Consider the following 23,283-nt stretch of genomic DNA (forward strand, 5'->3'; position numbering starts at 1 on the left):
CAAGTGGAGATTGTAGTGCCCGGCGGGAAAACCGCAATGGACCTTTGCCTCACCCCGCGCTATCCATTTGCCCATGAAAAACGGTGATCATCTCTTCCTCGTCGACGGCTCCGGATTCATCTTCCGGGCGTTCCATGCCATCCCGCCTCTCAACCGCAAATCCGATGGCCTCCCGGTCAATGCGGTATCGGGTTTCTGCAACATGTTGTGGAAGCTGCTCACCGATGCGCGCGACACCTCGGTCGGCGTCACGCCGACCCATTTCGCGGTCATCTTCGACTATTCCTCGAAGACGTTCCGCAATGCGCTCTACGATCAGTACAAGGCCAATCGGACGGCTCCGCCGGAAGACCTCATTCCGCAGTTCGGCCTCATCCGCCACGCGACCCGCGCCTTCAACCTGCCCTGCATCGAAAAGGAAGGTTATGAGGCGGATGACCTGATCGCCACTTATGCGCGCCTTGCCGAGGCGGCCGGTGCCGGTGTCACCATCGTCTCGTCCGATAAGGACCTGATGCAGCTCGTCACGTCGAACATATCGATGTACGACAGCATGAAGGACAAGCAGATCTCGATCCCCGAGGTCATCGAAAAATGGGGCGTGCCGCCGGAGAAGATGATCGATCTCCAGGCGATGACCGGTGACTCCACCGACAATGTTCCCGGCATTCCCGGAATCGGCCCGAAGACGGCGGCCCAGCTGCTCGAAGAATACGGCGACCTCGATACGCTGCTGGCCCGCGCCGGCGAAATCAAGCAGGCCAAGCGCCGCGAAAACATCATCGCCAATGCCGACCTCGCGCGCCTGTCGCGCCAGCTCGTGGAGCTCAAGACCGACACGCCGCTCGATGTCCCGCTGGAAGAGCTGGGCCTGGAGCCGCAGAACGGGCCGAAGCTGATCGCCTTCCTCAAGGCGATGGAATTCACCACCCTGACGCGTCGTGTCGCCGCGGCGACGGGCACGGACGCGGACGCCGTGGAAGCTGCAAACGTGCCGGTCGAATGGGGCGCGGATGCGCGCGGCCCGGATCTCGACAAGGGAGAGGCGGCGACGGCCGTCAGCGATGGATCCACCGCCAAGGCAGCGGTCCGCGGTGAGGCCGCCGAGGCCGCAGCTGTCCTGTCACGTGCGGGCGAAGCGGATGCGGCAGATGCCACGCCGCAGGCGCTGGCCGCGGCTCGAGCCGAAATCTTCGCCAAGGCACCCTTCGATCACAGCGCCTATGTCACGATCCGCGACATCGCCACTCTCGACCAGTGGATTTCAGCCGCGCGCGATGCCGGCGTCGTCGGCTTCGACACGGAAACGAACTCGCTCGATGCCATGCAGGCCGATCTCGTCGGTTTCTCGCTGGCGATCGCCGACCATCGGGCCGACCCAACGGGCACCGCCATCCGGGCGGCCTACGTGCCGCTGATCCACAAGACCGGTGTCGGCGATCTCCTGGGCGGCGGGCTCGCCGAAAACCAGATCCCGGTCGGGGAAGCGCTGAGCCGGCTGAAGCGCCTGCTCGAGGACCCCTCCGTCCTCAAGGTCGCGCAGAACCTGAAATACGATTACCTCGTGATGAAGCGGCACGGCATTACCGTCGAGAGTTTCGACGACACGATGCTGATGTCCTATGTCGTCGATGCCGGCAACGGCACCCACGGCATGGATGCGCTCTCCGAACGCTGGCTGAACCACAAGCCGATCGCCTACAAGGACATCACTGGCACCGGCAAGTCGTCGGTGACATTCGACTTCGTCGATATCGACAGGGCGACGGCCTATGCCGCCGAGGATGCGGACGTCACGCTGAGACTCTGGCACATCCTGAAGGCGCGGCTGGCCGCCAAGGGGCTGATGCGCGTCTATGAACGGCTCGAGCGGCCGCTGGTCGCCGTGCTTGCGCGCATGGAGGATCGCGGCATTACCATTGATCGCCAGATCCTGTCGCGGCTTTCGGGCGAACTCGCGCAAGGTGCGGCGGCTCTGGAGGACGAGATCTACAAGCTCGCCGGCGAAAACTTCACCATCGGCTCGCCGAAGCAGCTCGGCGACATCCTGTTCGGCAAGATGGGCTTTGCCGGCGGGTCGAAGACGAAGACAGGACAGTGGTCGACCTCGGCGCAGGTACTGGAAGACCTCGCCGCCGAAGGGCACGAGTTGCCGCGCAAGATCGTCGACTGGCGGCAGCTGACCAAGCTCAAATCCACCTACACCGATGCGCTCCCCGGTTTCGTCCATCCGGAGACGAAGCGCGTTCACACCTCCTATGCGCTCGCCGCCACCACGACCGGGCGACTGTCGTCGTCGGACCCGAACCTGCAGAACATCCCGGTGCGCACCGCCGAAGGCCGCAAGATCCGCACGGCCTTCGTCGCGACGCCCGGTCACAAGCTCGTCTCGGCCGACTACAGCCAGATCGAACTGCGCGTGCTCGCCCATGTCGCCGACATTCCGCAGCTTCGCCAGGCCTTCGCCGATGGTGTCGACATTCATGCGATGACGGCGTCGGAAATGTTCGGCGTTCCGGTCGAGGGCATGCCGGGCGAGATCCGCCGCCGCGCGAAGGCGATCAACTTCGGCATCATCTACGGCATCTCGGCCTTCGGGCTCGCCAACCAGCTGTCGATCGAACGCTCCGAGGCCGGCGACTACATCAAGCGCTATTTCGAGCGCTTCCCGGGCATTCGCGATTACATGGAAGGCACCAAGGTGTTCGCCCGCGAGCACGGTTACGTCGAGACCATCTTCGGTCGCCGGGCACATTATCCGGATATCCGCTCGTCGATCCCGTCGCATCGCGCCTTCAACGAACGCGCCGCGATCAACGCGCCGATCCAGGGCTCGGCCGCCGATATCATCCGCCGCGCCATGGCGAAGATGGAGCCGGCGCTGGCCGAGGCGAAACTCTCGGCCCGCATGTTGCTGCAGGTGCACGACGAACTGATCTTCGAGGTTGAGGACGCCGAGGTGGAAAAGACCATTCCGATCGTCGTCTCGGTGATGGAGAACGCCGCCATGCCGGCGCTCGACATGAAGGTGCCGCTCAAGGTCGATGCGCGCGCCGCGACCAACTGGGACGAGGCGCACTAATCCGAGCGGCCCTGTGCCTGGTTTTCTGATGGAATTCCCTCAGAAAACCTCAAAAGTCATATGCGATGAATCTTGCAGCGCCCGGGGGCATTTGATGCCCTCGGGCGTCTTTCCATCAGGATGATAGAAAGCGTCGGCCGTCGCAGCCGGAACGATTGCCGGCGCGTTCAACTCCCCATAGGCAGCGATCGGGAAGGGGCTTGAAGCCCTATCCGGAACCGCCGCAATCGGAGGAGATCATGGCGCCGAAGACCTTCATTCTTGTGCTTTCCTGCGACGACAAACCCGGCATCGTCGCGGCCGTCACCACCGAGCTTGCCGCGCTCGGCGCGAACATCGCCGAAAGCAACCAGTTCTGGGACACAAAGACCAACAGCTTTTTCATGCGCATCGCATTTCAGGTTGCGGCGAGCGTTCAGGCTGGTGATGTCGAGCGGGCCTTGCGCCCGGCCGTCGAGCGTTTCCAGATGCGGACCGTTCTCGCGGACGCCACAGTGAAGCCGAAGATCCTCATCCTCGTCTCCAAATTCGATCATGCGCTCCTGCATCTCATCTACCAGATCCGTGTCGGCTGGCTGAACGCGGAGGTCGTTGCCATTGTCTCCAACCACGAGGACAGCCGAGGCACGGCCGAGGCCGAGGGGCTCGCCTACCACTGTTGGCCGGTATCGAAGGACAACAAGGCCGAACAGGAGGAGAGGCTGTTGCGCCTGGTCCAGGAGACCGGCGCCGACCTCGTCATCCTTGCCCGCTACATGCAGGTCTTTTCGGACAATCTGTCGAAGCGCCTCTACGGCAAGGCGATCAACATCCACCATTCCTTCCTGCCGAGCTTCAAGGGTGCCAGGCCCTATCATCAGGCGCATGAGCGCGGGGTGAAGCTGATCGGCGCGACGGCACATTACGTCACACCGGATCTCGACGAAGGTCCAATCATCGAGCAGGAAACCGAGCGCGTCAGCCATGCGCTGACGGCCGAGGACTTTGTCGCCACCGGCCGCGATATCGAAAGCCGCGTGCTCGCCCGGGCCGTCAAGCTGCACCTGGAGCGGCGCGTGATGCTCAACGGTCACAAGACGGTGGTGTTCAGCTAACAGGGTCCGAAAGCATCTGAGCCGGTACCCGCACGGGCGCCGGCTGAGGATGTCAGGGGCGTGCGGCAACGGCGGTTGCCGTGATCGCCGGCGCGCGGAAGCTGGCAAAGAGCCGGCTCAGGCCTTCGCGTCCCTCGGCCGTCAGATCGAAGGGACGGCCGAAGAGCAGCCATTCCGTACAGAGCCCGAGCATCATCCAGTGCAGCGTCCGCGTCGCCGAGGCCGGCGTCCAGCTCTCGTGCATCTGCCCCTTGGCGAGCGCTCGCGAAAAGGCGAGCTCAAGCAGAACGTTGTGGCGCTCGTCGAGTTCTTTCTGGCGGGTCAGGACCTCGCTCATGTCGCCGTCGTAATTGGTGCGCAGCATGATCGTCAGAATGCGCTGGCGCTGCTCGTCGGCGGCGAGAACATCGAGCCAGTCGCCCATGGCGCTTTCGAGAATGGAAAGGGTATCGGCGGCTTCCGCCTCGATCTCGCGGGCGACCATGTCTTCCTGCGGCAGGGGCACGGCGTCGTGCAGTGCGAGGAACAGGTCGGTCTTGTTGGCAAAGTGCCAGTAGATGGCACCGCGCGTCACGCCGGCGGCCTTGGCGATTTCTTCCAGCGTCGTGTTCGAGACGCCCTTTTCGTAGAAGACGCGCTCGGCGGCGCACAGGATTTTCTGTCGGGTTACTTCTGCGTCGGCTTTTGTTCGGCGCATTCATTCCTCCTCATCAGACGGCCCGCCGACAGTGGTGTTCAGCGGGCCGTCTGTTGTCGTTTTACTCGGCGGGCGTCGGGTTTTCTGCGGCTGCCGGTGTGTTTTCCACTTTCTTTCGACCGAAGAGCTTCGTGACGAACACGAAGAAGACCGGAACGAAGAAGATGGCGAGCACCGTTGCCGAGATCATCCCGCCCATGACGCCGGTGCCGATGGCGCGCTGGCTGCCGGAGCTCGCACCCGTGGCGATCGCCAGCGGCAGAACGCCGAGCGTGAAGGCCAGCGACGTCATCAGGATCGGCCGGAAGCGAAGATGTGCCGCCTCCAGCGTCGCGTCGATCAGCGACTTGCCCTGCTCGCGCAGTTCCTTGGCAAACTCGATGATCAGGATCGCGTTCTTGGCTGACAGACCGATGATCGCAATCAGGCCCACCTTGAAGTACACGTCGTTCGGCATGTCGCGCATCATCACGGCGAGCACGGAACCGATGACGCCGAGCGGCACCACCATGATCACCGCCACCGGGATTGACCAGCTCTCGTAGAGTGCGGCCAGGCACAGGAACACCAGAAGGCACGACAGCGCGATCAGGAGCGGCGCCTGGGTGCCGGACTGGATTTCCTGCAGGGACTGCCCTGTCCACTCGTAACCGAAGCCTGCAGGCAATTGTCCCGCCAACCGTTGCATCTCTGCGATCGCGTCACCCGAGGAGTAGCCGTGGGCGGCTTCGCCGCTGATACGGACCGACGGGTAGCCGTTATACCCGATCGTCTGGGTCGAGGCCTTGACCCATTCCACGGTCGCGAAGGCCGACAGCGGCACCATGCCGCCATTGGCGTTGCGGACGTTGAGGTTCAGGAGGTCGGCGGTCTGCATGCGCTGACCTTCATCCGCCTGCACCGTCACGCGCTGCATGCGCCCGGCATTGGGGAAGTCGTTGACGTAGGACGAGCCGAGGTTTGTCGAGATCGTCGAGTTGATGTCGGCGAAGGTCACACCGAAGGTGTTGGCCTTCTCGCGGTCGATGGTGACGCTGACCTGGGCCGCGTCCGGCATGCCCTCGAAGCGGACGCCGGTGAGCACCTTGCTCTCGGCGGCCATGCCGAGCAGCTGGTCACGGGCCTGCGACAGTGCCGCCTGGCCGAGACCGCCGCGGTCCTGCAGGCGGAACGAGAAGCCGCCCGTGGTGCCGAGGCCCTGGATCGCCGGCGGCGACAGCGCGAAGCTGATCGCGTCCTTGATCTGGCTCATCGCCATCGTCGCGCGCATGGCGATCGACTGTGCGGCGTTGTTGGCGTCGCGCTCCTTCCAGTCCTTGAGCGTCACGAAGGCAAGTGCCGCGTTCTGGCCGGTACCGAAGAAGGAGAAGCCGTTGATCGCGATGATGCGTTCGACGGCCGGCTCCTGGCCGAAGATCTTCTCGGCCTGCTCCACCACCTCGGTCGTGCGGTTGCCGGTCGCTTCCGACGGCAGCTGCATCATGACGATCACGAAGCCCTGGTCTTCGTCCGGCAGGAACGACGACGGCAGCTTCATGAACAGCCAGCCGAGACCGGCCAGCACGGCCACGTAGACGATCATGTAGCGGCCGGTCCGGTGGACAAGGCGCTTCACGATGCCGCTATAGCCGTGCGAGGTCTTGTCGAAGCTGCGGTTGAACCAGCCGAAGAAGCCGCGCTTGGCGTGGTGATGGCCCTTCGGCACCTGCTTCAGGAAGCTCGCGCAGAGCGCCGGTGTCAGCGAAAGGGCAAGCAGCGCCGAGAACAGGATCGAGACGACCATCGTCAGCGAGAACTGGCGATAGATCACGCCGACGGCGCCCGGGAAGAAGGCCATCGGGATGAACACGGAGGCGAGAACCAGCGTGATGCCGATGACGGCGCCGGTGATCTGCTTCATCGCCTTGCGGGTTGCTTCCTTCGGCGTCAGTCCTTCCTCGGACATGATGCGCTCGACGTTTTCGACGACGATGATCGCATCGTCGACGAGAATGCCGATCGCCAGCACCATGCCGAACATGGTCAGAACGTTGATCGAGAAGCCCATCGCCAGCATGACCGCGCAGGTGCCGAGCAGGGCGACAGGCACGACGAGCGTCGGGATGATGGTGTAGCGGATGTTCTGCAGGAACAGGAACATCACGATGAACACCAGCGCGACCGCTTCGACCAGCGTCGAAAGCACCTTCTCGATCGAGACGGCGACGAAGGGCGAAGTATCGTAGGGGACCGAATATTCGAGGCCCTGCGGGAAGAACTTCGCCAGTTCGTCCATGCGTTCCTTGATGGCCGCGGAGGTCGACATGGCGTTGCCGCTCGGCGACAGCTGGACGGCGATGGCCGCGGACGGCTTGCCGTTGAGCCGCGTCGAGAAGGCGTAGCTTTCGCCGCCGATTTCGATACGGGCGACGTCGCGCAGGCGAACGGACGAACCATCCGGATTGGCGCGAAGCACGATCGCGCCGAACTCTTCGGCGCTTTCCAGCTGGCCCTTGACGACAACGGGCGCGCTGATCTGCTGGCTGATCGGGTTCGGTTGTGCGCCGATCGAACCGGAGGCAATCTGGGCGTTCTGCGCCGTGATCGCGTTCGTCACGTCCGCCGCGGTCAGGTTCAGACCCAGCATCTTGTCCGGGTCGAGCCAGACGCGCATCGAACGTTCGGTGGCAAAAAGCTGTGCTCGGCCGACGCCGGGCACACGCTGGATTTCGCTCAGAACGTTGCGGCTGAGATAATCGCCGAGGCCGATGGCATCCATCGAGCCGTCGGTCGAGGTCAGGGCCACGATCATCAGGAAGCCGGAACCGGCTTCATCGACCTGAACGCCCTGGCGCTTGACCGAATCGGGTAGGCGCGGCTCGACGCGGCGAACGCGGTTCTGAATGTCGACCGCTGCCTGTCCCGGATCGGTGCCGGGTGCGAAAGTGGCGCTGATTTCGACCGAACCGGAGGCGCTGGAGGTCGATTCGAAATAGAGCAGGCCTTCGACGCCGTTCAACTCGTCTTCGATCAGTCGCGTAACGCTCTGATAGGTGTCCTGCGACGAGGCACCAGGGTAGCTCGTGTTGATGGAGATCTGTGGCGGGGCGACGTCAGGATATTGCGATACCGGCAGAAGCGGGATCGCAATGACGCCGGCGACCATGATGAAGATCGCCACCACCCAGGCAAAAATAGGCCTGTCGATGAAAAAACTGGGCATCAATCAAACTCACTTTGTAGCTTCGGCAGGCTTTTCGTCGGCCGAGGCCGTCGTCTGGGCTGCTTCTGCCGCAGGCTTGGCATCCGGGTTCCAGTCCGTCGGCTCGACCGGGGCGCCGGGACCGATCTTCTGGAAGCCTTCGACGATGACCTTCTCGCCGGCCTTGAGGCCGGAGGTCACCTGCCAGCGGGTGCCGATGGTGCGGCCGAGCGTCACATTGCGGAACTCGACCTTGTTGTCTGCGGCAACGACGTAGACCTGCGATTGGCCGGCATTGTTGCGCTGGACGGCCTGCTGCGGGACGGTGATCGCATCCTTCTCGACGCCCTGCTGGACGAGCACGCGCACATACATGCCGGGAAGCAGATCGTTGTCGGGGTTCGGGAATTCGCCGCGCAGCGTCACCTGGCCGGTCGTCGCATCGACGGCCGCTTCGGAGAACAGGAGCTTGCCCTTGTGCTCGTAAGCCGTGCCGTCGTCGAGCACGAGCTGGACTTCGGCTTCTTCGTCGCCGCTCAGCATCTTGCCGTCCTCGAGCGCCTTGCGCAGGCGGATGAGGTCGGTCGCCGACTGGGTGAAGTCGGCATAGAGCGGATCGAGCTGCTGGATCGTCGCGAGATTTTCCGAGCTGTTGGTGCTGACGAGCGCGCCTTCGGTGATCATCGCGCGACCGATGCGGCCGCTGATCGGTGCCGTCACGTCTGCATATTGCAGGTCGAGCTTCGCTGCCGCGAGGCCGGCCTCGGCGATCGCGACATCGGCGTCGGCGGTCGCGAGCAGGGCCGCCGCATCTTCCAACTGCTGCGCGGCGACGACGTTCGCCTTCTTCAGCTGTTCCTGGCGATCGGCCTTCTGCTGGGCCTGCAGGCGCACGGACTGGGCGCGCCGCAGCGTCGCCTCGGCCTTTTCGACCTGCACACGGAAGGGGGCCGGATCGATGCGGTAGAGCACGTCGCCCTCATTGACCTTGGAGCCCTGCTGGAAGACGCGCTCGACGACGATGCCGGAAACGCGCGGGCGGACCTCGGCGACGCGTGTCGCGGTAATGCGGCCGGGGAGCTCGTTGGTGATCGGCAGCGTTTCGGTCTTGGTCGTGAAGACCGCGACCGCGGACGGTGGGAATGCGGCGGCGGCCGGCTGCTCGTCCTCTTTCTGGCAACCGGAAAGAAGAATCACAGTTGCCAAGGCGGCGGCCAGTGTCGGTCGGTTCATGCGCATAGCGATGTCCATATTCGGTGACCGCAGGCAACGGCTGCATCTCGCAAGGTGCCCGTGCGGTCCGGAAGTGAAGGGGAGCGGAACCGGTATCAGGTTCGGCAAATACCGGAAAGCTAATATACAAACACAAATGTATGTTAATTCGCTTTGCAGTGCAACAGCGTGATGCGGTGCGTCGAATCAAAAAATAAGTCAGCCGCCACAGGGATTTAGCCCTTGTGGCGGCTGGTTTTCACGTAGCTGTGATGGGGCGTCGGCCCCAAAATGGGCTCAGGCGAGAACGCGATCGTCGTCGCCGAAACGGTGCATGCTACCCACCATCGGCGTCGCATAGACGATATCGTCAGGTGCATAGCGATGCTCGCCGAAGAGGCGGACGGTGATCAGGCCCACCTGCTCGGAATCGATGTAGACGATGGTGTCGGCGCCGAGATGTTCGACGTGCACCACCTTGCCCTTCCAGTCGCCGCTCTCGCGCGAAAGCGCCATGTGCTCGGGGCGAATGCCGATCGTCTTGGCGCTGATATCGCCGAGCCGTGCGCCCTCGATGAAGTTCATCTGCGGCGAGCCGATGAAGCCGGCGACGAAGACGTTTGCCGGCCGGTTGTAGAGGTCCATCGGCGAGCCGATCTGTTCGATCTGGCCGGCGTTCAAGACGACGATCTTGTCGGCGAGCGTCATCGCCTCCACCTGGTCGTGGGTCACGTAGATCATCGTCGCCTTCAGGCTGCGGTGCAGCCGGGCGATCTCGAGCCGGGTGTTGACGCGCAGTGCCGCATCGAGGTTGGAGAGCGGCTCGTCGAACAGAAAGAGCTTCGGTTCGCGCACGATCGCACGGCCGATCGCCACACGCTGGCGCTGGCCGCCGGAGAGTTCGGCCGGGCGCCGGGCAAGATAGGGATCGAGCGACAGCATGCTTGCCGCCTTGCCGACCTTGTCGTCGATCTCTGCTTTCGGCTTGCCGGCCTGCTTCAGGCCAAGGCCCATATTGTCCTTCACCGTCAGGTGCGGATAGAGCGCGTAGGACTGGAACACCATGGCGATGCCGCGCTTGGCGGGCGCCACGTGACCGACTTCGGTGCCGTCGATCTGCACGCTGCCGGAGGTCGCGTCTTCGAGGCCGGCGATGGTGCGCAGCAAAGTCGATTTGCCGCAGCCGGACGGGCCGACGAAGATGACGAACTCGCCGTCCTTCACCTCGAGGTCGATGCCCTTCAGCACTTCATGGCTGCCATAGGCCTTGCGGATGGATTTGAGTTGAAGCGATCCCACCTGGTTGCCCCCTTTAGAGTTTGACTGGTCTGCCGGTGCGCACGCTTTCGTCTGCGGCAAGGCAGATGCGGAGCGACTGGACGGCATCGTTCATGTGACGGTCGAGGTCGATGTCTTCGCGAATGGCTTTCAGCACATAGGCCTGCTCGCGGTCGCAGAGTTCCTGGTGGCCGGGCTCGCCGTCCATCTTGAGATCCTCATCGGCCTTCAGGAAGCGACCATTGGGACCGGTTTCGGCGTTGTGCAGCCGGATCACCGCGGTCTTGGTATGCATGTCGATGTCGTCGGACTTTGCGTTCTGGTCCATGACGATCGAGACGGAGCCCTTGGGTGACATCACGTCCTTCACGAAGAAGGCCGTTTCCGAGATCATCGGACCCCAGCCGGCTTCATACCAGCCAGCCGACCCATCCTCGAAGATCACCTGCAGGTGGCCGTAATTGTACATGTCGGGGGCGATCTCGTCGGAGAGGCGAAGTCCCATGCCGCGCACTTCCACCGGCTTTGCGTCGGTGATCTGGCACATGACGTCGACATAGTGCACGCCGCAGTCGACGATCGGCGACGTCGTCTTCATCAACGACTTGTGGGTCTCCCAGGTCGGTCCGCTCGACTGCTGGTTCAGGTTCATGCGGAAGACATAGGGGCCACCGAGCTTGCGGGCCTCGGCGATCAGCCGGATCCACGAGGGGTGGTGGCGCAGGATATAGCCGATCACCAGCTTGCGGCCGTGCTTCTTCGCAGCCGCGACGACGCGCTCTGCGTCGGCAACGGTGGTTGCAAGCGGCTTCTCGACGAAGACGTCGGCACCGGCTTCGAAAGCCATCACCGCAAAGTCGGCATGGCTGTCGGAATAGGTGCAGATCGAGCAGAGATCCGGCTTCAGCTCGGTCAGTGCCGTCTTGAAGTCGGGATGGATCTGGTAGCCGCCAAGCTCTTCTGGCAGCGGCACCTTTGAGCGGTTGACGAGGCCGACGATCTCGAAACCGGGGTTGTTGTGATAGGCGAGCGCATGGCTGCGCCCCATGTTGCCGAGCCCTGCGACGAGGACCCGGACGGGATTGCTGCTTGCACTCACTTGACTGCTCCTGCCGTGATGCCGCGGATCAGCTGCCGCGAGAAGATGACGTAGAGAACGAGGACCGGAAGGATGGCGAGCGAGAGGGCCGCCAGCACCGCATTCCAGTTGGTGACGAACTGGCCGATGAAGATCTGCGAGCCGAGCGTCACGGTTTTGGTCGCCTCCGCCGGGGCCAGGATCAGCGGGAACCAGAGGTCGTTCCAGATCGGGATCATCGTGAAGACCGCGACCGTTGCCATTGCCGGCCGCACCAGCGGCAGCACCAGGCGGAAGAAGATCGAGTATTCCGACAGTCCGTCGATGCGTCCGGCATTCTTCAGGTCATCCGAGACCGTGCGCATGAACTCCGAGAGGATGAAGATCGCGAGCGGCAACCCTTGCGCCGTATAGACCAGGATCAGCGCCGTCAGCGTGTTGACCAGGTTGGCGGCGACCATGCCCTGGAGAATGGCGACGGTGCCGAGACGGATCGGGATCATGATGCCGATCGCAAGATAGAGGCCCATCACCGTGTTGCCGCGGAAGCGGTATTCCGACAGCGCGAAGGCGGCCATCGCCCCGAAGAGCAGCACCAGCGCGATCGAGACGATCGTGACGATGAAACTGTTCTGGAAATAGGTGGCAAAATCGCCCTGGCCGAGGACCGTTTCATAGCCGATCAGGCTGAAGGTCTGTGGCGTCGGGATCGTCAGCGGCGCCCGAAAGATTGCATTGCGGTCCTTGAACGAGTTGATGATCGTCAGGAACACCGGGAACAGCGACACCAGCGTGTAGGCGATCAGCGCCACGTGGACGAAGCCGGTGCGGAGAAAAGAATCGCGTGCTTTCGACATCTCCGGTCTCCTCAGAACTGGTAGCGGCGCATGCGGCGCTGAATGACGAAGAGGTAGAGCGACACGCCGGCGAGGATGATCAGGAACATCACCGTGGCGATCGTCGCGCCCATGGAGCGGTCACCGAGCTGCAGCTGGAAACCGAAGAAGGTGCGGTAAAGCAACGTGCCGAGAATGTCGGTCGAACCATCAGGCCCGGCAAGCGCGCCCTGCACCGTGTAGACCAGGTCGAAGGCGTTGAAGTTGCCGACGAAGGTCAGGATCGAGATGATGCCGATGGCCGGCAGGATCAGCGGCAGCTTGATCTTCCAGAACTGGCTCCAGCCGGTGACGCCGTCGCATTCGGCAGCCTCGATCACCTCATCGGGAATGTTGAGCAGCGCTGCGTAGATCAGCATCATCGGGATGCCGACATATTGCCAGACCGAGATCAGCGACACGGCGATGAGCGCGGAACCCGGCTTTCCGAGCCAGGGCGCAAACAGCGACTTCAGGCCAACGAGGTCGAGTATCCAGGGCGACACGCCCCAGATCGGCGACAGGATCAGCTTCCAGATGAAGCCGACGATCACGAAGGAGAGCAGCGTCGGCAGGAAGATCGCCGTGCGATAGAAGGTGACGAAGCGCAGCTTCGGGATCGACAGCATGGCGGCGAGGGCGACGCCGATCGGGTTTTGCACGCACATATGGATGATGAAGAAGATGACGTTGTTCTTCAGCGCGTTCCAGAAGTCGTGGGCCCAGCGCTCTTCCCCAAACAGTGTCTGGAAATTGGCAAGGCCGACGAAGGCTGGCTGGCCGTCAACCGTGTTGTACAGAGAGAGCCTGAGCGTCTCGATCAGCGGCAGGATCATCACCGCCGAATAGACCAGGAAGGCCGGGAGCAGGAAGACGAGGATGTGCCAGCGCTTCGGCCGCCTTGCGGTCGGCTGTCCGTCTTGCACTGAAAGAGCGTCACTCATTGAACCATCCGTTTCTAGAAGACCGGTTCCCCAGACAATCACGATGCGCACGACGCCACACGGCCGGTCTCGCCGTATGCCATCTGCCCTTTTTGAGGGCTCATGACGAAGGTTAAGTCTATCGCGTTCTTTTGCAAACGACTGCGTCGGTGGCCTCCCACGATGGGAGGCCTGTGACGCGACGGCTGGGGGAGTGCCTCATCGGCCAATGTCGCCCCGCCCGGCCTTGCTGCAAGTGTCCCAAGGACAAAACATGCAGCAATTCAAACTGCTACGGCGCCCTTCTGCGTCCGGCAGGACACGGGTGCCGTAGGGCCGACCCTCCCCAAAAAGGGGAGGGAACCTGTTGCGCTTACGTCTCTTCTCACTTCGCCGGCTTGTACCAGGAGTCGAGGCCCTTCTGCAGCTTCTCGGCGGCAACCTCCGGCGTATCCGTGCCGTTGATTACGTTGGCCGACTCGACCCAGGTCTCGTTTTCGAGGCTCGGCGTGCCGCGCGCCAGGATCTGGTAGGTCGAGCGGATCGTCGGCTTGCACTTTTCGCGCCAGGAGACGAATTCCTGGGCGAGCGGATCGGTCATCTTCACCGGGGTAGAGTTGAGGCTGAAGAAGCCCGGCAGTGCATTGGCGTAGATGTCGGCGAACTCAGGCGAGGCAACCCAGCTCAGGAAGGTCTTGGCCTGTTCGGCATGTGCGCTCTTGGCATTGAGGCCGATGCCGATGTCATTGTGGTCCGAGATGTAGCAGGTGTCGCCGGCGGTTTTGACCGGCGGCGGGAAGGCGCCCATCTTGAACTGTGCCTGGGTGTTGAACAGGCCGATTTCCCACGAGCCGGCCGGATAGATCGCGGCGCGACCGAGCGTGAAGAGGTTCTGGCTGTCCGGATAGGTCTGGGCTTCGAAGCCGTCGCCGAGATAGTCCTTCCACTTGGCGAGGACGCGGTAGGGCTCGACCCACGGCTCGTCGGTCAGCTTCTGCTCGCCCTTGATCAGCGCAGCGCGGCCTTCTTCGCCCTTCCAGTAGTTCGGACCGATGTTCTGGTAGCCCATGGTTGCGGCTTCCCAGAGGTCCTTGGTGCCCATCGCCATCGGAATGTAGTTGCCGTCGGCCTTGATCTTGTCGAGAGCGGCGAAGAATTCGGCTTCTGTCGTCGGGATCTGGATGCCGAGCTGGTCGAAGGCGTCCTTGTTGTAGATGAAGCCGTGGATGACCGATGCCATCGGCACGCAGAAGGTGGCCTTGCCGTCGTCGGTGGTCCAGGCGGACTTGGCGACCGGCGAGAAGTTTTCCATGCCCGGCAGCGCCGTCAGGTCGGCAAGGTGCTTCTTGTTGTAGAGTTCGAGCGAGACGTCGAACGGGCGGCAGGTGACGAGGTCACCCGCGGAGCCGGCATCGAGCTTGGCGTTCAGCGCCGCATTGTATTCGGTCGGCGCCATCGGGGCGAACTTGACCTTGATGCCCGGGTTCTTCGCTTCGAAGGCCGGGATCAGCTTTTCCTGCCAGATGGCCAGGTCGTCGTTACGCCAGCTTTCGATGGTCAGCGTCACGTCCTCGGCGTGCGCCAGCCCGGCCGTGCCGAGAATGCTCGAAGCGAGCAGTAGGCCTTTGATTGTTGTACGGGTCATGCAGGTTCTCCCTTTTTATAGGCGCCGCTTTGGCGCGGTTTGAATCCCAGAATTGATTCAGGCCGAGACGATATCGATCGCCCGGCGCAGATTCTGCTTGGCCTCTTTCAGAGCGGCATCCGCGGCTGCAACGTCCTTCGCGCCAGAGGCGAGAAGGATCGCGACCTTGACCGAGCCGGAAGCCTCGTTGATCAGCCGGCCGGCCTCAGTGGCGCTGATGCCGGTGACGTCTGTGACGATGCGGATCGCGCGGCCGTGCAGCTTGATATTGTCGGCGCGCAGGTTGACCATGTGGCCGTCGAGCACGTGGCCGAGATGGATGCCGACCAGTGTCGAGAACATGTTGAAGGCGATCTTCTGTGCGGTGCCGGCGCCCATGCGGGTCGAGCCGGAGACCACTTCAGGCGGCGTCTGCAAGAGGATCGAGACGTCCGCGTCCTTGAAGAGCGCCGCACCCGGATTGTTGGCGACGGCGATTACCTTGGCGCCGCGCTTGCGGGCCTCGTCGGCGGCGGCAAGCGCGTAAGGGGTGGAACCGCTTGCGGAAACGGAAACGAGACAGTCGCCCGCGCCGATGCCCGCCTTGCGCACGTCCTCTCGGGCGAGGTCCATATCGTCCTCATAACCGCCCGCGAGGTCGCTGAGGCTGGCAGCGCCGCCGGCAAGCAGGATGACGATCTGATCCTGCGCAATACCATAGGTGCCGGGCAGCTCGAGCGCATCGGCCATCGCCATGAGACCGGAGCTGCCGGCGCCCGCATAGGCAAGACGCCGCCCGGAGCTGAGCGCTTCGGCGGCAATCGAGGCGGCGGCGGAGATCGACTCAATCGCCGCATCGACGGCCTTGGCCGCTGCCTGCTGGCCGGCGGCGAGCAGTCGCAGCGCCAGCGCCGGATGCATAAGATCCAGGCCCTTGGCGTTGTCGTGACGCTCTTCGGTCTTTGCTGACGGCATGGGTCATGTCTCCTCTCGGTTGAAATTAATGCCAAAAAAATACCAATTGTCCAGCAGAATTTAACTTTTGGCGCCTGAAAAAACCGATCGTCTAAATTAGTCCTTGAATTTCAATGAATTGCAACGAAATCGAAAGCGTGGGCGGATTCAGACTTGGTTATTGGTATTTTTTTGGTATCCTCAATGGGCGGAGGTACTCATGACAAATTACCTGATAGGAATCGACGGAGGCGGGACCAGCTGCCGGGCTGCCGTGGCAACGGCAGATGGGCGCATTCTCGGGCGCGGCAAGGCCGGCGCCGCCAATATCCTGACCGACCCGGAAACCGCGCTCGCCAATATCGGCGGAGCCGCCCGCGCAGCCTTTGAAGAGGCGGGCCTCGATCCTGAGGGCATTGCCGCCGCCAAGGCGATCGTCGGTGTGGCCGGACATAATGTCGGCGATGCCGTGCATTACGTAAAGCGTCGTCTGCCCTTCGCCGCCGCGGATATCGAATCCGACGGCTTGATCGCGCTGCAGGGTGCGCTCGGCAACCTGGACGGCGCGGTCGCCATTCTCGGTACGGGCACCATCTATATTCTGCGTCAGGGAGATACGGTCAGTTATGTCGGCGGTTGGGGTTTCACCATCGGCGACCATGGCAGCGGAGCCCGCATCGGCCATGCGCTTCTGCAGGAAAGCCTGCTTGCCTTCGACAGTATTCATGTCGCTTCCGCGGTCACGGACAGCGTTCTGGCCGAATTCAACAACGACGCGCGCGATGTCGTCGATTTTGCCCGTCTTGCGAAGCCCGGCGAGTTCGGCCGTTATGCGCCGCGGGTCTTCGAAGGGGCTGCCGCGGGCGACCCGGTCGCTGTACGGATCCTGAAGGCCGCCGCACTAACGGTGGATGAGGCGCTCGATGTCGTGGTTGCACGAGGCTGCGAGAGGCTGTGTCTGCTTGGCGGATTGGCGCCGCTCTATCGCCCCTGGCTTGCCGAGCGTCATCAGGCGTTGCTCGTCGAAGCCGAGGCGGACGCACTGACCGGGTCGGTCGCTCTGGCCGCGCAACGGTTCGGCTCACAGGCGAGGGCGAGTGCATGACGCACCAGCTCGCTTCCATTCTGCCGCTCGAGGGCCTGCAGTCCGGAGGATCGGGGCCGCTCTATCTCAAGCTTCGGCAATCGCTCGAAGACGCAATCCAGTCGGGCAAGCTCAATCATGGCGACGCCTTGCCGCCAGAGCGCGACCTTGCCGACTATGCCAACATCAGCCGCGTGACCGTGCGCAAGGCGGTGGACGATCTGGTGCGCGATGGGCTGCTAGTTCGCCGCCACGGTTCCGGCACCTTCGTCGTCAAGCCGGTCTCCAAGGTGCAGCAGTCGCTGTCGCGGTTGACGTCGTTCACCGAAGACATGGCGCGCCGCGGGTTGAACACCCATGCGCGCTGGCTGGAACGCGGCCTGTTTCATCCGTCGCCGGATGAGATGATGGCGCTCGGCCTTCCCGCCGACGCGCTGGTTGCCCGCCTCGGGCGCCTGCGCATCGCCGACGACATGCCGCTTGCGATCGAGCGCGCCAGTATCTCCGCGGAGTTCCTGCCGGACCCGTTGGCCGTTACGTCATCGCTCTATTCCGCGCTGGACAAGACACGCTCGCGTCCGGTTCGTGCCGTCCAGCGCATCTCCGCCTGCAACATCAAGGACCCGGATGCCTCGATGCTTGGCGTTGCCGTCGGCTCGGCCGGCCTTTCCATCGAACGCGTCTCCTATCTCGCATCGGGGCGCGTCGTCGAATTCACCCGCTCGCTCTATCGGGGCGATGCCTATGACTTTGTCGCGGAACTGACGTTGTCGGAGTCCTAAGGCGACCGCCCGCAGAAAGGAATTGACCATGCAGACCAATATGCGCCGAGAAATCGACGAGATCCCCGAAGCCGCCCAGCGCCTGCTGGAACGCTCTGCCGATCAGCTCAAGGCCGCCGGCGCGGCACTCCGCGCCAAGGATCCGGCCTTCCTGGTCACGATCGCCCGCGGCTCCTCCGATCACGCGGCGCTGTTCCTGAAATATGCGATCGAGCTGCAGGCCGGCCGGCCGGTCGCCTCGCTCGGCCCGTCGCTCGCCTCGATCTACGGCGCCAAGCTGAAGCTCGGCGGTGCCGCGGCGATCGCCATTTCGCAATCGGGCAAGAGCCCGGATATCGTCGCCATGGCGCAGGCCGCGACCGATGCCGGCGCCGTATCGATCGCGCTCACCAACACGCTGCCCTCGCCCATCTCCGAGGCCTGCACCAACCCTCTCGACATTCTCGCCGGTCCGGAAATCGCCGTTGCCGCCACCAAGTCCTACGTCAATTCGATCGTCGCCGGCCTTGCCGTGCTCGGCGAATGGACCGGTGATGCCGCGCTTCAGCGGGCAGTCGCCGATCTGCCGAACCAGTTTGCCAAGGCCGTCAAGCTCGACTGGCAGGCCTTTGCCGACGATCTCGGCGAGGCGGAATCGCTCTACGTGCTCGGCCGCGGCCCGGCGCTTGCAATCGCCAGCGAGGCGGCGCTGAAGTTCAAGGAAACCTCCGGCATGCATGCGGAAGCCTATTCGGCAGCCGAAGTGCTGCATGGCCCGGTGGCGCTCGTTGGCGCCAAGTTCCCGGTGCTGACGCTTGCGGCGCGTGACGCAGCCGAGACCTCGGTCACCGGCATTGCCGACGGTATGGCCGAAAAGGGCGCAGTGGTTCATGTTACTTCGAGCCTGGCCGGCAAGGCCAAGCGTCTGCCGTTCGTCGAGACGGGCCACCCGATCACCGACGCGCTAACCTTGATCCTGCCGTTCTATGGCTTCGTCGAAGCCTGGTCGCGCTCGCGCGGTCTCAACCCCGATGCACCGGCGAGCCTCAAGAAGGTAACGGAGACGAGATGAGCGAGAGGAAGGCAATCACCGGCGCCCGCCTGTTCGACGGCGTCGAATGGCACGACGGCTGTGCCCTCGTGATCGAGGCCGGCCGCGTCAAGGCGATCGTGGCAGCGGCGGACGTTCCCGCCGATGCCAAAAAAATCGATGCCCATGGCATGCTGCTCGTACCGGGCTTCATCGACCTGCAGGTCAACGGCGGCGGTGGTGCGCTTCTGAACGAAGAACCGACCGTCGAGGGTATCCGGCAGATCTGTTCGGCGCATGCCAAGTTCGGCACCACCGCACTGCTGCCGACGCTGATCACCGATACGCGCGAAGTCAGAAGCGCCACGATCAAGGCGGGTCTCGACGCCAAGGCCGCTGCCGTGCCGGGTTTCCTCGGGCTGCATCTCGAAGGTCCGCATCTCTCGGTCGCGCGCAAGGGCGCCCATGATCCGAAGCTGATCCGCCCGATGGACGATGCCGATCTCGCCGAAATGCTCGATTGCGCCAAGGCGCTCGGCGTGCTGATGGTGACCGTCGCCCCGGAAAACGCCACCAGGGAACAGGTGCGAGCGCTGGCTGAAGCCGGCGCCGTCGTCAGCCTCGGCCACACCGATGTCGGTTACGAAACCGCCGTTGCCTATGCCAAGGCGGGCGCGCGAACCGTGACCCATCTCTTCAACGCCATGAGCGGCCTTGGCCATCGCGAACCCGGCGTGGTCGGTGCGGCGCTCGCCACCGGTACGCTGCATGCCGGCCTGATCGCCGACGGCTACCATGTCGAGCCGGCCTCGATGGGCGTGGCACTGCGGGCGAAGGTCGGTCCGGGCCAGATCTTCCTGGTGACCGACGCTATGTCGCCGATCGGCACGGACATGACCAGCTTCCAGCTGAACGGCCGCGAGATCCTGCGCGAGGGCGGTCGCCTGACGCTTGCCGACGGCACGCTTGCCGGCGCCGACATCGACATGCTGTCGTCGGTCCGTTTCGTGCACGAGAAGCTCGGCCTGCCGGTGGAAGAAGCCTTGCGCATGGCCTCCGCCTATCCTGCCGATGCCATGGGTCTCGCCACCCACAAGGGACGGCTGAAGCCCGGCGCCGATGCGGATTTCGTGCTTTTGACGCCGGAGCTCGGTATGGGCTCTACCTGGATCGGCGGCACGCAGGTCTACGCCGCCTGATCGTCACGCATCAAGCAAAAGCCCCGGACAGCGCAAACGTTGTCCGGGGCTTTTCATTTCGTGCAACCTTGTCTCAGCGCGCTGAAAGTCTCGCCTTCATCGCCCGGACCGTCTCCGCATCGGTGCGGCGCCGGTCGGCCGAAACGAAGCCCATCTCCACCAGTCGCGGATCCTGAGCCGGCTCACGAACGGAGCAGGAGGAATGCACTTCGCTGACGGTCACCCGGTCGAGAAGGGCATCGACCGTATCGAGGGTGACGCCGGACCCCGGCATGATCGACAGCCTGCCCTTGGCGAGCTCGACAATTTCGGCCAAGCGATCGATCGCCTGCGGTGCGCTCCTGGCACCGCCCGAGGTCAGGATGCGCTCGAAGCCGAGCTCGACTGCCACCTCCATCGCCTCGGCGAAATCTGGAACCAGATCGAAGGCGCGGTGCAGCGTCATGCCCAGGCCAGCCGCATGGCCCGTGAGCTTGGTGAGCATCGCCGTATCGAGGCGACCGTCGGCAAGCGAGGCGCCGAGCACGACGCCCGCAAGACCGACGGCACGCGCCGCATCGATATCCCGGCGCATGACATCGAGGTCCGCGGCGGAAAAGACGAAATCTCCCGGGCGCGGCCGGATCATCGCGTAAACGGGCACCGGTGGAGGGCCGGCAAGCGCCATCAGTCCGGGGTTGGGGGTCAGGCCGCCGACGGACAGGGCTGCGCAGAGCTCGATCCGGTCGGCGCCGCCTTCGATCGCCGCGTAAAGCCCGTCAGCATCGTCGACGCAGACTTCGAGTTTGATGTCGCTCATACCTTCTCCTCCCCGAGGCCAAGCAGCGCCGCGCCGATCAATCCGGGCTCGACCCGGCATTCACCACGCACCACCAGCGGCCGGTCGAACTGCCGGAGAATCCGGCTACGGACCGCTCCGTCGATCTCGGCGAGCAACTCCTCGGAGTTGGAGAGTCCGCCGCCGACAGGCATGATCGTCGCGCCGGTGATGTTGATGACGAGTGCCAAAGGCGAGCTCACGAGATCAACGAGCAGATCGACCGTGCGCTTTGCCTCCGCATCCCCAGCTTTCCAGGCCTCGATGATCTCATGGCTTGAAAGCGTCTTGCCATGGGCGGTCTGGTGCAGCCGCTCCAACCCGCGCGCGCCGCCAACGGTATCGACGCAGCGCTTCTGGCCGCAGCCGCAGTCATAGGCAGGGATGGCGATCGGCGGGTTACCGGCCTCCGCCGCGATCGCCGGGCCGTGTCCCCATTCGCCGGCAAAGCCGCCATCGGCATTGATCAGCCGGCCGTCGATCACCAGGCCGCCGCCGACCCCGGTCCCGAGAATGGCGCCGAAGACGATACGGTGGCCGCGCCCGGCGCCGGCACCTGCTTCGGCCAGCGCAAAACAGTCGGCGTCATTGGCGATCTTCACCGGCAGGTGCAGTGCGGCCTCGAGTTCGGCGACCAGTTCACGTCCGTCGATACAGGGGATGTTGGCGCATTTGATCCGCCGCGTCTCGGGATCGATGACGCCGGTGATCGAGATCGCCACGCAATCCGGGTGTCCGCCGGCTTCGTCCAGGACCGATTCGAGCACTTCAACGAACTGGCGGAAGTTGTTGAGCGGGGTCGTCCGTCGCGGCAGCGGAAAGATCCGGTCGCGCGAATGCACGATGGCGCCTTTGATCGCCGAGCCGCCGATGTCGAAGCAGACGATCATGCTTCGCCCCGAATAATTGCTTCGGCCGAGAGCGCGACCGAAAGCAGCCTGTCGTCCTGGTGATGCGGCGCGGCAAGCTGGAAACCAACGGGCATTTGCGCAGCCCCCAGCCCGCAGGGAATGGAGATGCCGCAGAAATCCAGGAAGTTGCCGATCGACGTGTTGCGCAGCGTTTTGGCGTTGGTCTTGAAGAACAGCTCGTCGTCCTCGATCAGCGGCGCGATCGGCGGCGCCACATGCGGCAGGGTCGGGTGGGCGATGAGCTCGTTCGGCTTCAGGCTGTCGACCGTCTCATGGATCAGCTGGTCGCGCGCGTCGAGCAGGGCAATGTAGTCGGGCATGGTGATCTTCTCGCCGAGCCGGGTGCGGGCGACGACGCGGGGATCCATCTCATTGGCCTCGTGCCCGGCCAGCCGTTCGCGGTGAAGCGCATAGGCTTCCGCCGTCACCAGGGCGCCATGGCGGGCCATCAGCCCGAAAACCGCAGAAAAGGCCGGGAAGGCGCGGCGACTGATAGCAACGCCGGCTTTTTCGAGCCGCCTGATGGCATCCTCGAATGCCTCGACGACTTCCGTCTCCGCATCGTCGAAGACCACCGTTTCCGGGATCACCAGCGCGACGCCCGAGAGGTCGGCGCGGCGCACGGTCGGAGCCGTCAGCCCGTGCATGGCGGCATCCACCCAGACGGCGTCCTGCACCGTGTGGCAGAGGGGCCCAAGCGAATCCAGGCTTTCTGCCAGCGGATAGACGCCCTTCATCACGTAGCGGCCGCGTGTTGCCTTGTAGCCGACGATACCGGTCATCGCCGCGGGAATGCGCACGGACCCGCCTGTATCGGTGCCGATGGCTGCCGGCACCAGCCCGGCTGCAACTGCGACCGCCGAGCCCGACGACGAGCCGCCGGGAATGCGTTCGACGTCGGAGGCCGTGGGGTTCCTCGGCGTGCCGTGATGCGGGTTGATGCCAAGGCCCGAAAAGGCGAACTCGCTCATATTGGTGCGGCCGACGCTGACCATGCCGGCTGCGGCAACGGCGGCAACGACCGGAGCGTCGCTCCTTGCCGGGGCGTTTGTCTGCAGCACCTTCGAGCCGGCGGTCGTGACGCTGCCGGCCACATCGAACAGGTCCTTCCAGGCGACCGGCAGGCCGTCGAGCATGCCGAGCGAGCGTCCCGCCCTGAGGCGTTTCGAGGCGGCCTCGGCATCCCGCGTCGCGCGCTCAGGCGTCAGTTCGACGAAGATGGCATAGTCGCCGTGTGCGTCGATCGCCGCATAGGTTTGCTTGGCGAGGTCCACGGGGTCCAGCTTACCGCTCTGCACCAGCACGGAAAGGCTGGCGAGTGTCTTTTGTTCTGTCATGTCATCCTCCGCGAATGCTGTTCTTGCCGGCTGCTGCTGTCCGCTACGTCTACAATATCGCCGCCCTTGGCGTTTTCCATGCCTCCCTTAGCCGAGGCGCGTGAATCTTGCATAAAGACTGGCTTCCGCCGCGCGTATCTTGTCGC

At 63.8% G+C, this 23,283-nt stretch carries 18 protein-coding genes; 6 read left to right on the forward strand and 12 right to left on the reverse strand.

What is annotated here, in order from left to right:
* Positions 1-73 precede the first annotated feature (73 nt).
* Both polA and purU read left to right on the forward strand, forming a co-directional pair.
* Positions 74-3,082, forward strand: coding sequence for a DNA polymerase I (gene polA, locus V7S54_RS24005; RefSeq protein WP_065372020.1), 3,009 nt, complete (start codon positions 74-76; stop codon positions 3,080-3,082).
* Between the two features lie 239 nt (positions 3,083-3,321).
* Positions 3,322-4,176: a formyltetrahydrofolate deformylase gene (gene purU / locus V7S54_RS24010; protein WP_065372422.1), complete on the forward strand. Its 855-nt coding sequence runs from the start codon at positions 3,322-3,324 to the stop codon at positions 4,174-4,176.
* 52 nt (positions 4,177-4,228) lie between these two features.
* Here the strand turns inward: purU and V7S54_RS24015 are convergent, their stop codons facing one another.
* The 9 genes from V7S54_RS24015 to V7S54_RS24055 form a co-directional block, all read right to left on the reverse strand.
* Positions 4,229-4,873: a TetR family transcriptional regulator gene (locus V7S54_RS24015; protein WP_058324490.1), complete on the reverse strand. Its 645-nt coding sequence runs from the start codon at positions 4,871-4,873 to the stop codon at positions 4,229-4,231.
* Between the two features lie 61 nt (positions 4,874-4,934).
* The gene (locus tag V7S54_RS24020; RefSeq protein ID WP_058326163.1) at positions 4,935-8,075 is read right to left on the reverse strand and encodes an efflux RND transporter permease subunit; all 3,141 of its coding nucleotides are present in this window, start codon (positions 8,073-8,075) and stop codon (positions 4,935-4,937) included.
* A 9-nt stretch (positions 8,076-8,084) separates the two neighbouring features.
* Positions 8,085-9,305, reverse strand: coding sequence for an efflux RND transporter periplasmic adaptor subunit (locus tag V7S54_RS24025; protein WP_065372021.1), 1,221 nt, complete (start codon positions 9,303-9,305; stop codon positions 8,085-8,087).
* A 258-nt stretch (positions 9,306-9,563) separates the two neighbouring features.
* Positions 9,564-10,565, reverse strand: coding sequence for an ABC transporter ATP-binding protein (locus V7S54_RS24030; protein WP_065372022.1), 1,002 nt, complete (start codon positions 10,563-10,565; stop codon positions 9,564-9,566).
* A 13-nt stretch (positions 10,566-10,578) separates the two neighbouring features.
* Entirely contained in the window at positions 10,579-11,643 is a 1,065-nt protein-coding gene (locus tag V7S54_RS24035; RefSeq protein ID WP_065372023.1) for a Gfo/Idh/MocA family protein, read from the reverse strand.
* Positions 11,640-12,479 carry a carbohydrate ABC transporter permease gene (locus V7S54_RS24040; RefSeq protein WP_057247778.1) on the reverse strand — a complete coding sequence of 280 codons (840 nt, stop codon included), beginning with the start codon at positions 12,477-12,479 and terminating at the stop codon, positions 11,640-11,642. Before V7S54_RS24040 ends, V7S54_RS24035 begins: the two co-directional genes overlap by 4 nt.
* Positions 12,480-12,490: 11 nt before the next feature.
* The gene (locus tag V7S54_RS24045) at positions 12,491-13,441 is read right to left on the reverse strand and encodes a carbohydrate ABC transporter permease (protein WP_057248225.1); all 951 of its coding nucleotides are present in this window, start codon (positions 13,439-13,441) and stop codon (positions 12,491-12,493) included.
* Positions 13,442-13,805: 364 nt separating this feature from the next.
* Complete coding sequence (locus V7S54_RS24050; RefSeq protein ID WP_065372025.1) at positions 13,806-15,065, reverse strand: ABC transporter substrate-binding protein; 1,260 nt, start codon at positions 15,063-15,065, stop codon at positions 13,806-13,808.
* A gap of 57 nt (positions 15,066-15,122) precedes the next feature.
* Positions 15,123-16,019: an N-acetylmuramic acid 6-phosphate etherase gene (locus V7S54_RS24055; RefSeq protein WP_065372026.1), complete on the reverse strand. Its 897-nt coding sequence runs from the start codon at positions 16,017-16,019 to the stop codon at positions 15,123-15,125.
* A gap of 199 nt (positions 16,020-16,218) precedes the next feature.
* On the opposite strand from V7S54_RS24055, the gene V7S54_RS24060 reads away from it, so the two are divergent.
* From V7S54_RS24060 to nagA, 4 genes are read left to right on the forward strand one after another with little or no spacing between them, the layout of a single operon-like run.
* Positions 16,219-17,103, forward strand: coding sequence for an N-acetylglucosamine kinase (locus tag V7S54_RS24060; RefSeq protein ID WP_065372027.1), 885 nt, complete (start codon positions 16,219-16,221; stop codon positions 17,101-17,103).
* Entirely contained in the window at positions 17,100-17,864 is a 765-nt protein-coding gene (locus V7S54_RS24065; protein WP_065372028.1) for a GntR family transcriptional regulator, read from the forward strand. Before V7S54_RS24060 ends, V7S54_RS24065 begins: the two co-directional genes overlap by 4 nt.
* A 28-nt stretch (positions 17,865-17,892) precedes the next feature.
* Positions 17,893-18,915: an SIS domain-containing protein gene (locus tag V7S54_RS24070; protein WP_065372029.1), complete on the forward strand. Its 1,023-nt coding sequence runs from the start codon at positions 17,893-17,895 to the stop codon at positions 18,913-18,915.
* A complete protein-coding gene (gene nagA / locus V7S54_RS24075; protein ID WP_065372030.1) occupies positions 18,912-20,072 on the forward strand; it encodes an N-acetylglucosamine-6-phosphate deacetylase in 1,161 nt (386 codons plus the stop codon). Before V7S54_RS24070 ends, nagA begins: the two co-directional genes overlap by 4 nt.
* Positions 20,073-20,145: 73 nt before the next feature.
* Here nagA and V7S54_RS24080 read toward each other — a convergent pair whose 3' ends face one another.
* Genes V7S54_RS24080 through V7S54_RS24090 form a run of 3 tightly spaced genes read right to left on the reverse strand, consistent with a single transcriptional unit; the run spans position 20,146 to position 23,137 of the window.
* On the reverse strand, positions 20,146-20,871 hold the full coding sequence (locus V7S54_RS24080; protein ID WP_065372031.1) for a copper homeostasis protein CutC: 726 nt from the start codon (positions 20,869-20,871) through the stop codon (positions 20,146-20,148).
* On the reverse strand, positions 20,868-21,779 hold the full coding sequence (locus tag V7S54_RS24085) for an ROK family protein (protein WP_065372032.1): 912 nt from the start codon (positions 21,777-21,779) through the stop codon (positions 20,868-20,870). Before V7S54_RS24085 ends, V7S54_RS24080 begins: the two co-directional genes overlap by 4 nt.
* Positions 21,776-23,137, reverse strand: coding sequence for an amidase (locus V7S54_RS24090; RefSeq protein WP_065372033.1), 1,362 nt, complete (start codon positions 23,135-23,137; stop codon positions 21,776-21,778). The genes V7S54_RS24085 and V7S54_RS24090 overlap by 4 nt, the downstream gene beginning before the upstream one ends.
* Positions 23,138-23,283 lie beyond the last annotated feature (146 nt).

Source organism: Ensifer sp. CCNWLY38, assembly GCF_037120565.1.
Taxonomy (GTDB): domain Bacteria; phylum Pseudomonadota; class Alphaproteobacteria; order Rhizobiales; family Rhizobiaceae; genus Ensifer; species Ensifer adhaerens_H.

Bases quoted from the DNA above. Each gene is read 5' to 3' on its own strand.
- polA (WP_065372020.1), top strand. From the start codon at position 74: ATGAAAAACGGTGATCATCTCTTCCTCGTCGACGGCTCCGGATTCATC.
- purU (WP_065372422.1), top strand. From the start codon at position 3,322: ATGGCGCCGAAGACCTTCATTCTTGTGCTTTCCTGCGACGACAAACCC.
- V7S54_RS24015 (WP_058324490.1), bottom strand. From the start codon at position 4,873: ATGCGCCGAACAAAAGCCGACGCAGAAGTAACCCGACAGAAAATCCTG.
- V7S54_RS24020 (WP_058326163.1), bottom strand. From the start codon at position 8,075: ATGCCCAGTTTTTTCATCGACAGGCCTATTTTTGCCTGGGTGGTGGCG.
- V7S54_RS24025 (WP_065372021.1), bottom strand. From the start codon at position 9,305: ATGGACATCGCTATGCGCATGAACCGACCGACACTGGCCGCCGCCTTG.
- V7S54_RS24040 (WP_057247778.1), bottom strand. From the start codon at position 12,479: ATGTCGAAAGCACGCGATTCTTTTCTCCGCACCGGCTTCGTCCACGTG.
- V7S54_RS24045 (WP_057248225.1), bottom strand. From the start codon at position 13,441: ATGAGTGACGCTCTTTCAGTGCAAGACGGACAGCCGACCGCAAGGCGG.
- V7S54_RS24050 (WP_065372025.1), bottom strand. From the start codon at position 15,065: ATGACCCGTACAACAATCAAAGGCCTACTGCTCGCTTCGAGCATTCTC.
- V7S54_RS24055 (WP_065372026.1), bottom strand. From the start codon at position 16,019: ATGCCGTCAGCAAAGACCGAAGAGCGTCACGACAACGCCAAGGGCCTG.
- V7S54_RS24060 (WP_065372027.1), top strand. From the start codon at position 16,219: ATGACAAATTACCTGATAGGAATCGACGGAGGCGGGACCAGCTGCCGG.
- V7S54_RS24065 (WP_065372028.1), top strand. From the start codon at position 17,100: ATGACGCACCAGCTCGCTTCCATTCTGCCGCTCGAGGGCCTGCAGTCC.
- V7S54_RS24070 (WP_065372029.1), top strand. From the start codon at position 17,893: ATGCAGACCAATATGCGCCGAGAAATCGACGAGATCCCCGAAGCCGCC.
- nagA (WP_065372030.1), top strand. From the start codon at position 18,912: ATGAGCGAGAGGAAGGCAATCACCGGCGCCCGCCTGTTCGACGGCGTC.
- V7S54_RS24080 (WP_065372031.1), bottom strand. From the start codon at position 20,871: ATGAGCGACATCAAACTCGAAGTCTGCGTCGACGATGCTGACGGGCTT.
- V7S54_RS24085 (WP_065372032.1), bottom strand. From the start codon at position 21,779: ATGATCGTCTGCTTCGACATCGGCGGCTCGGCGATCAAAGGCGCCATC.
- V7S54_RS24090 (WP_065372033.1), bottom strand. From the start codon at position 23,137: ATGACAGAACAAAAGACACTCGCCAGCCTTTCCGTGCTGGTGCAGAGC.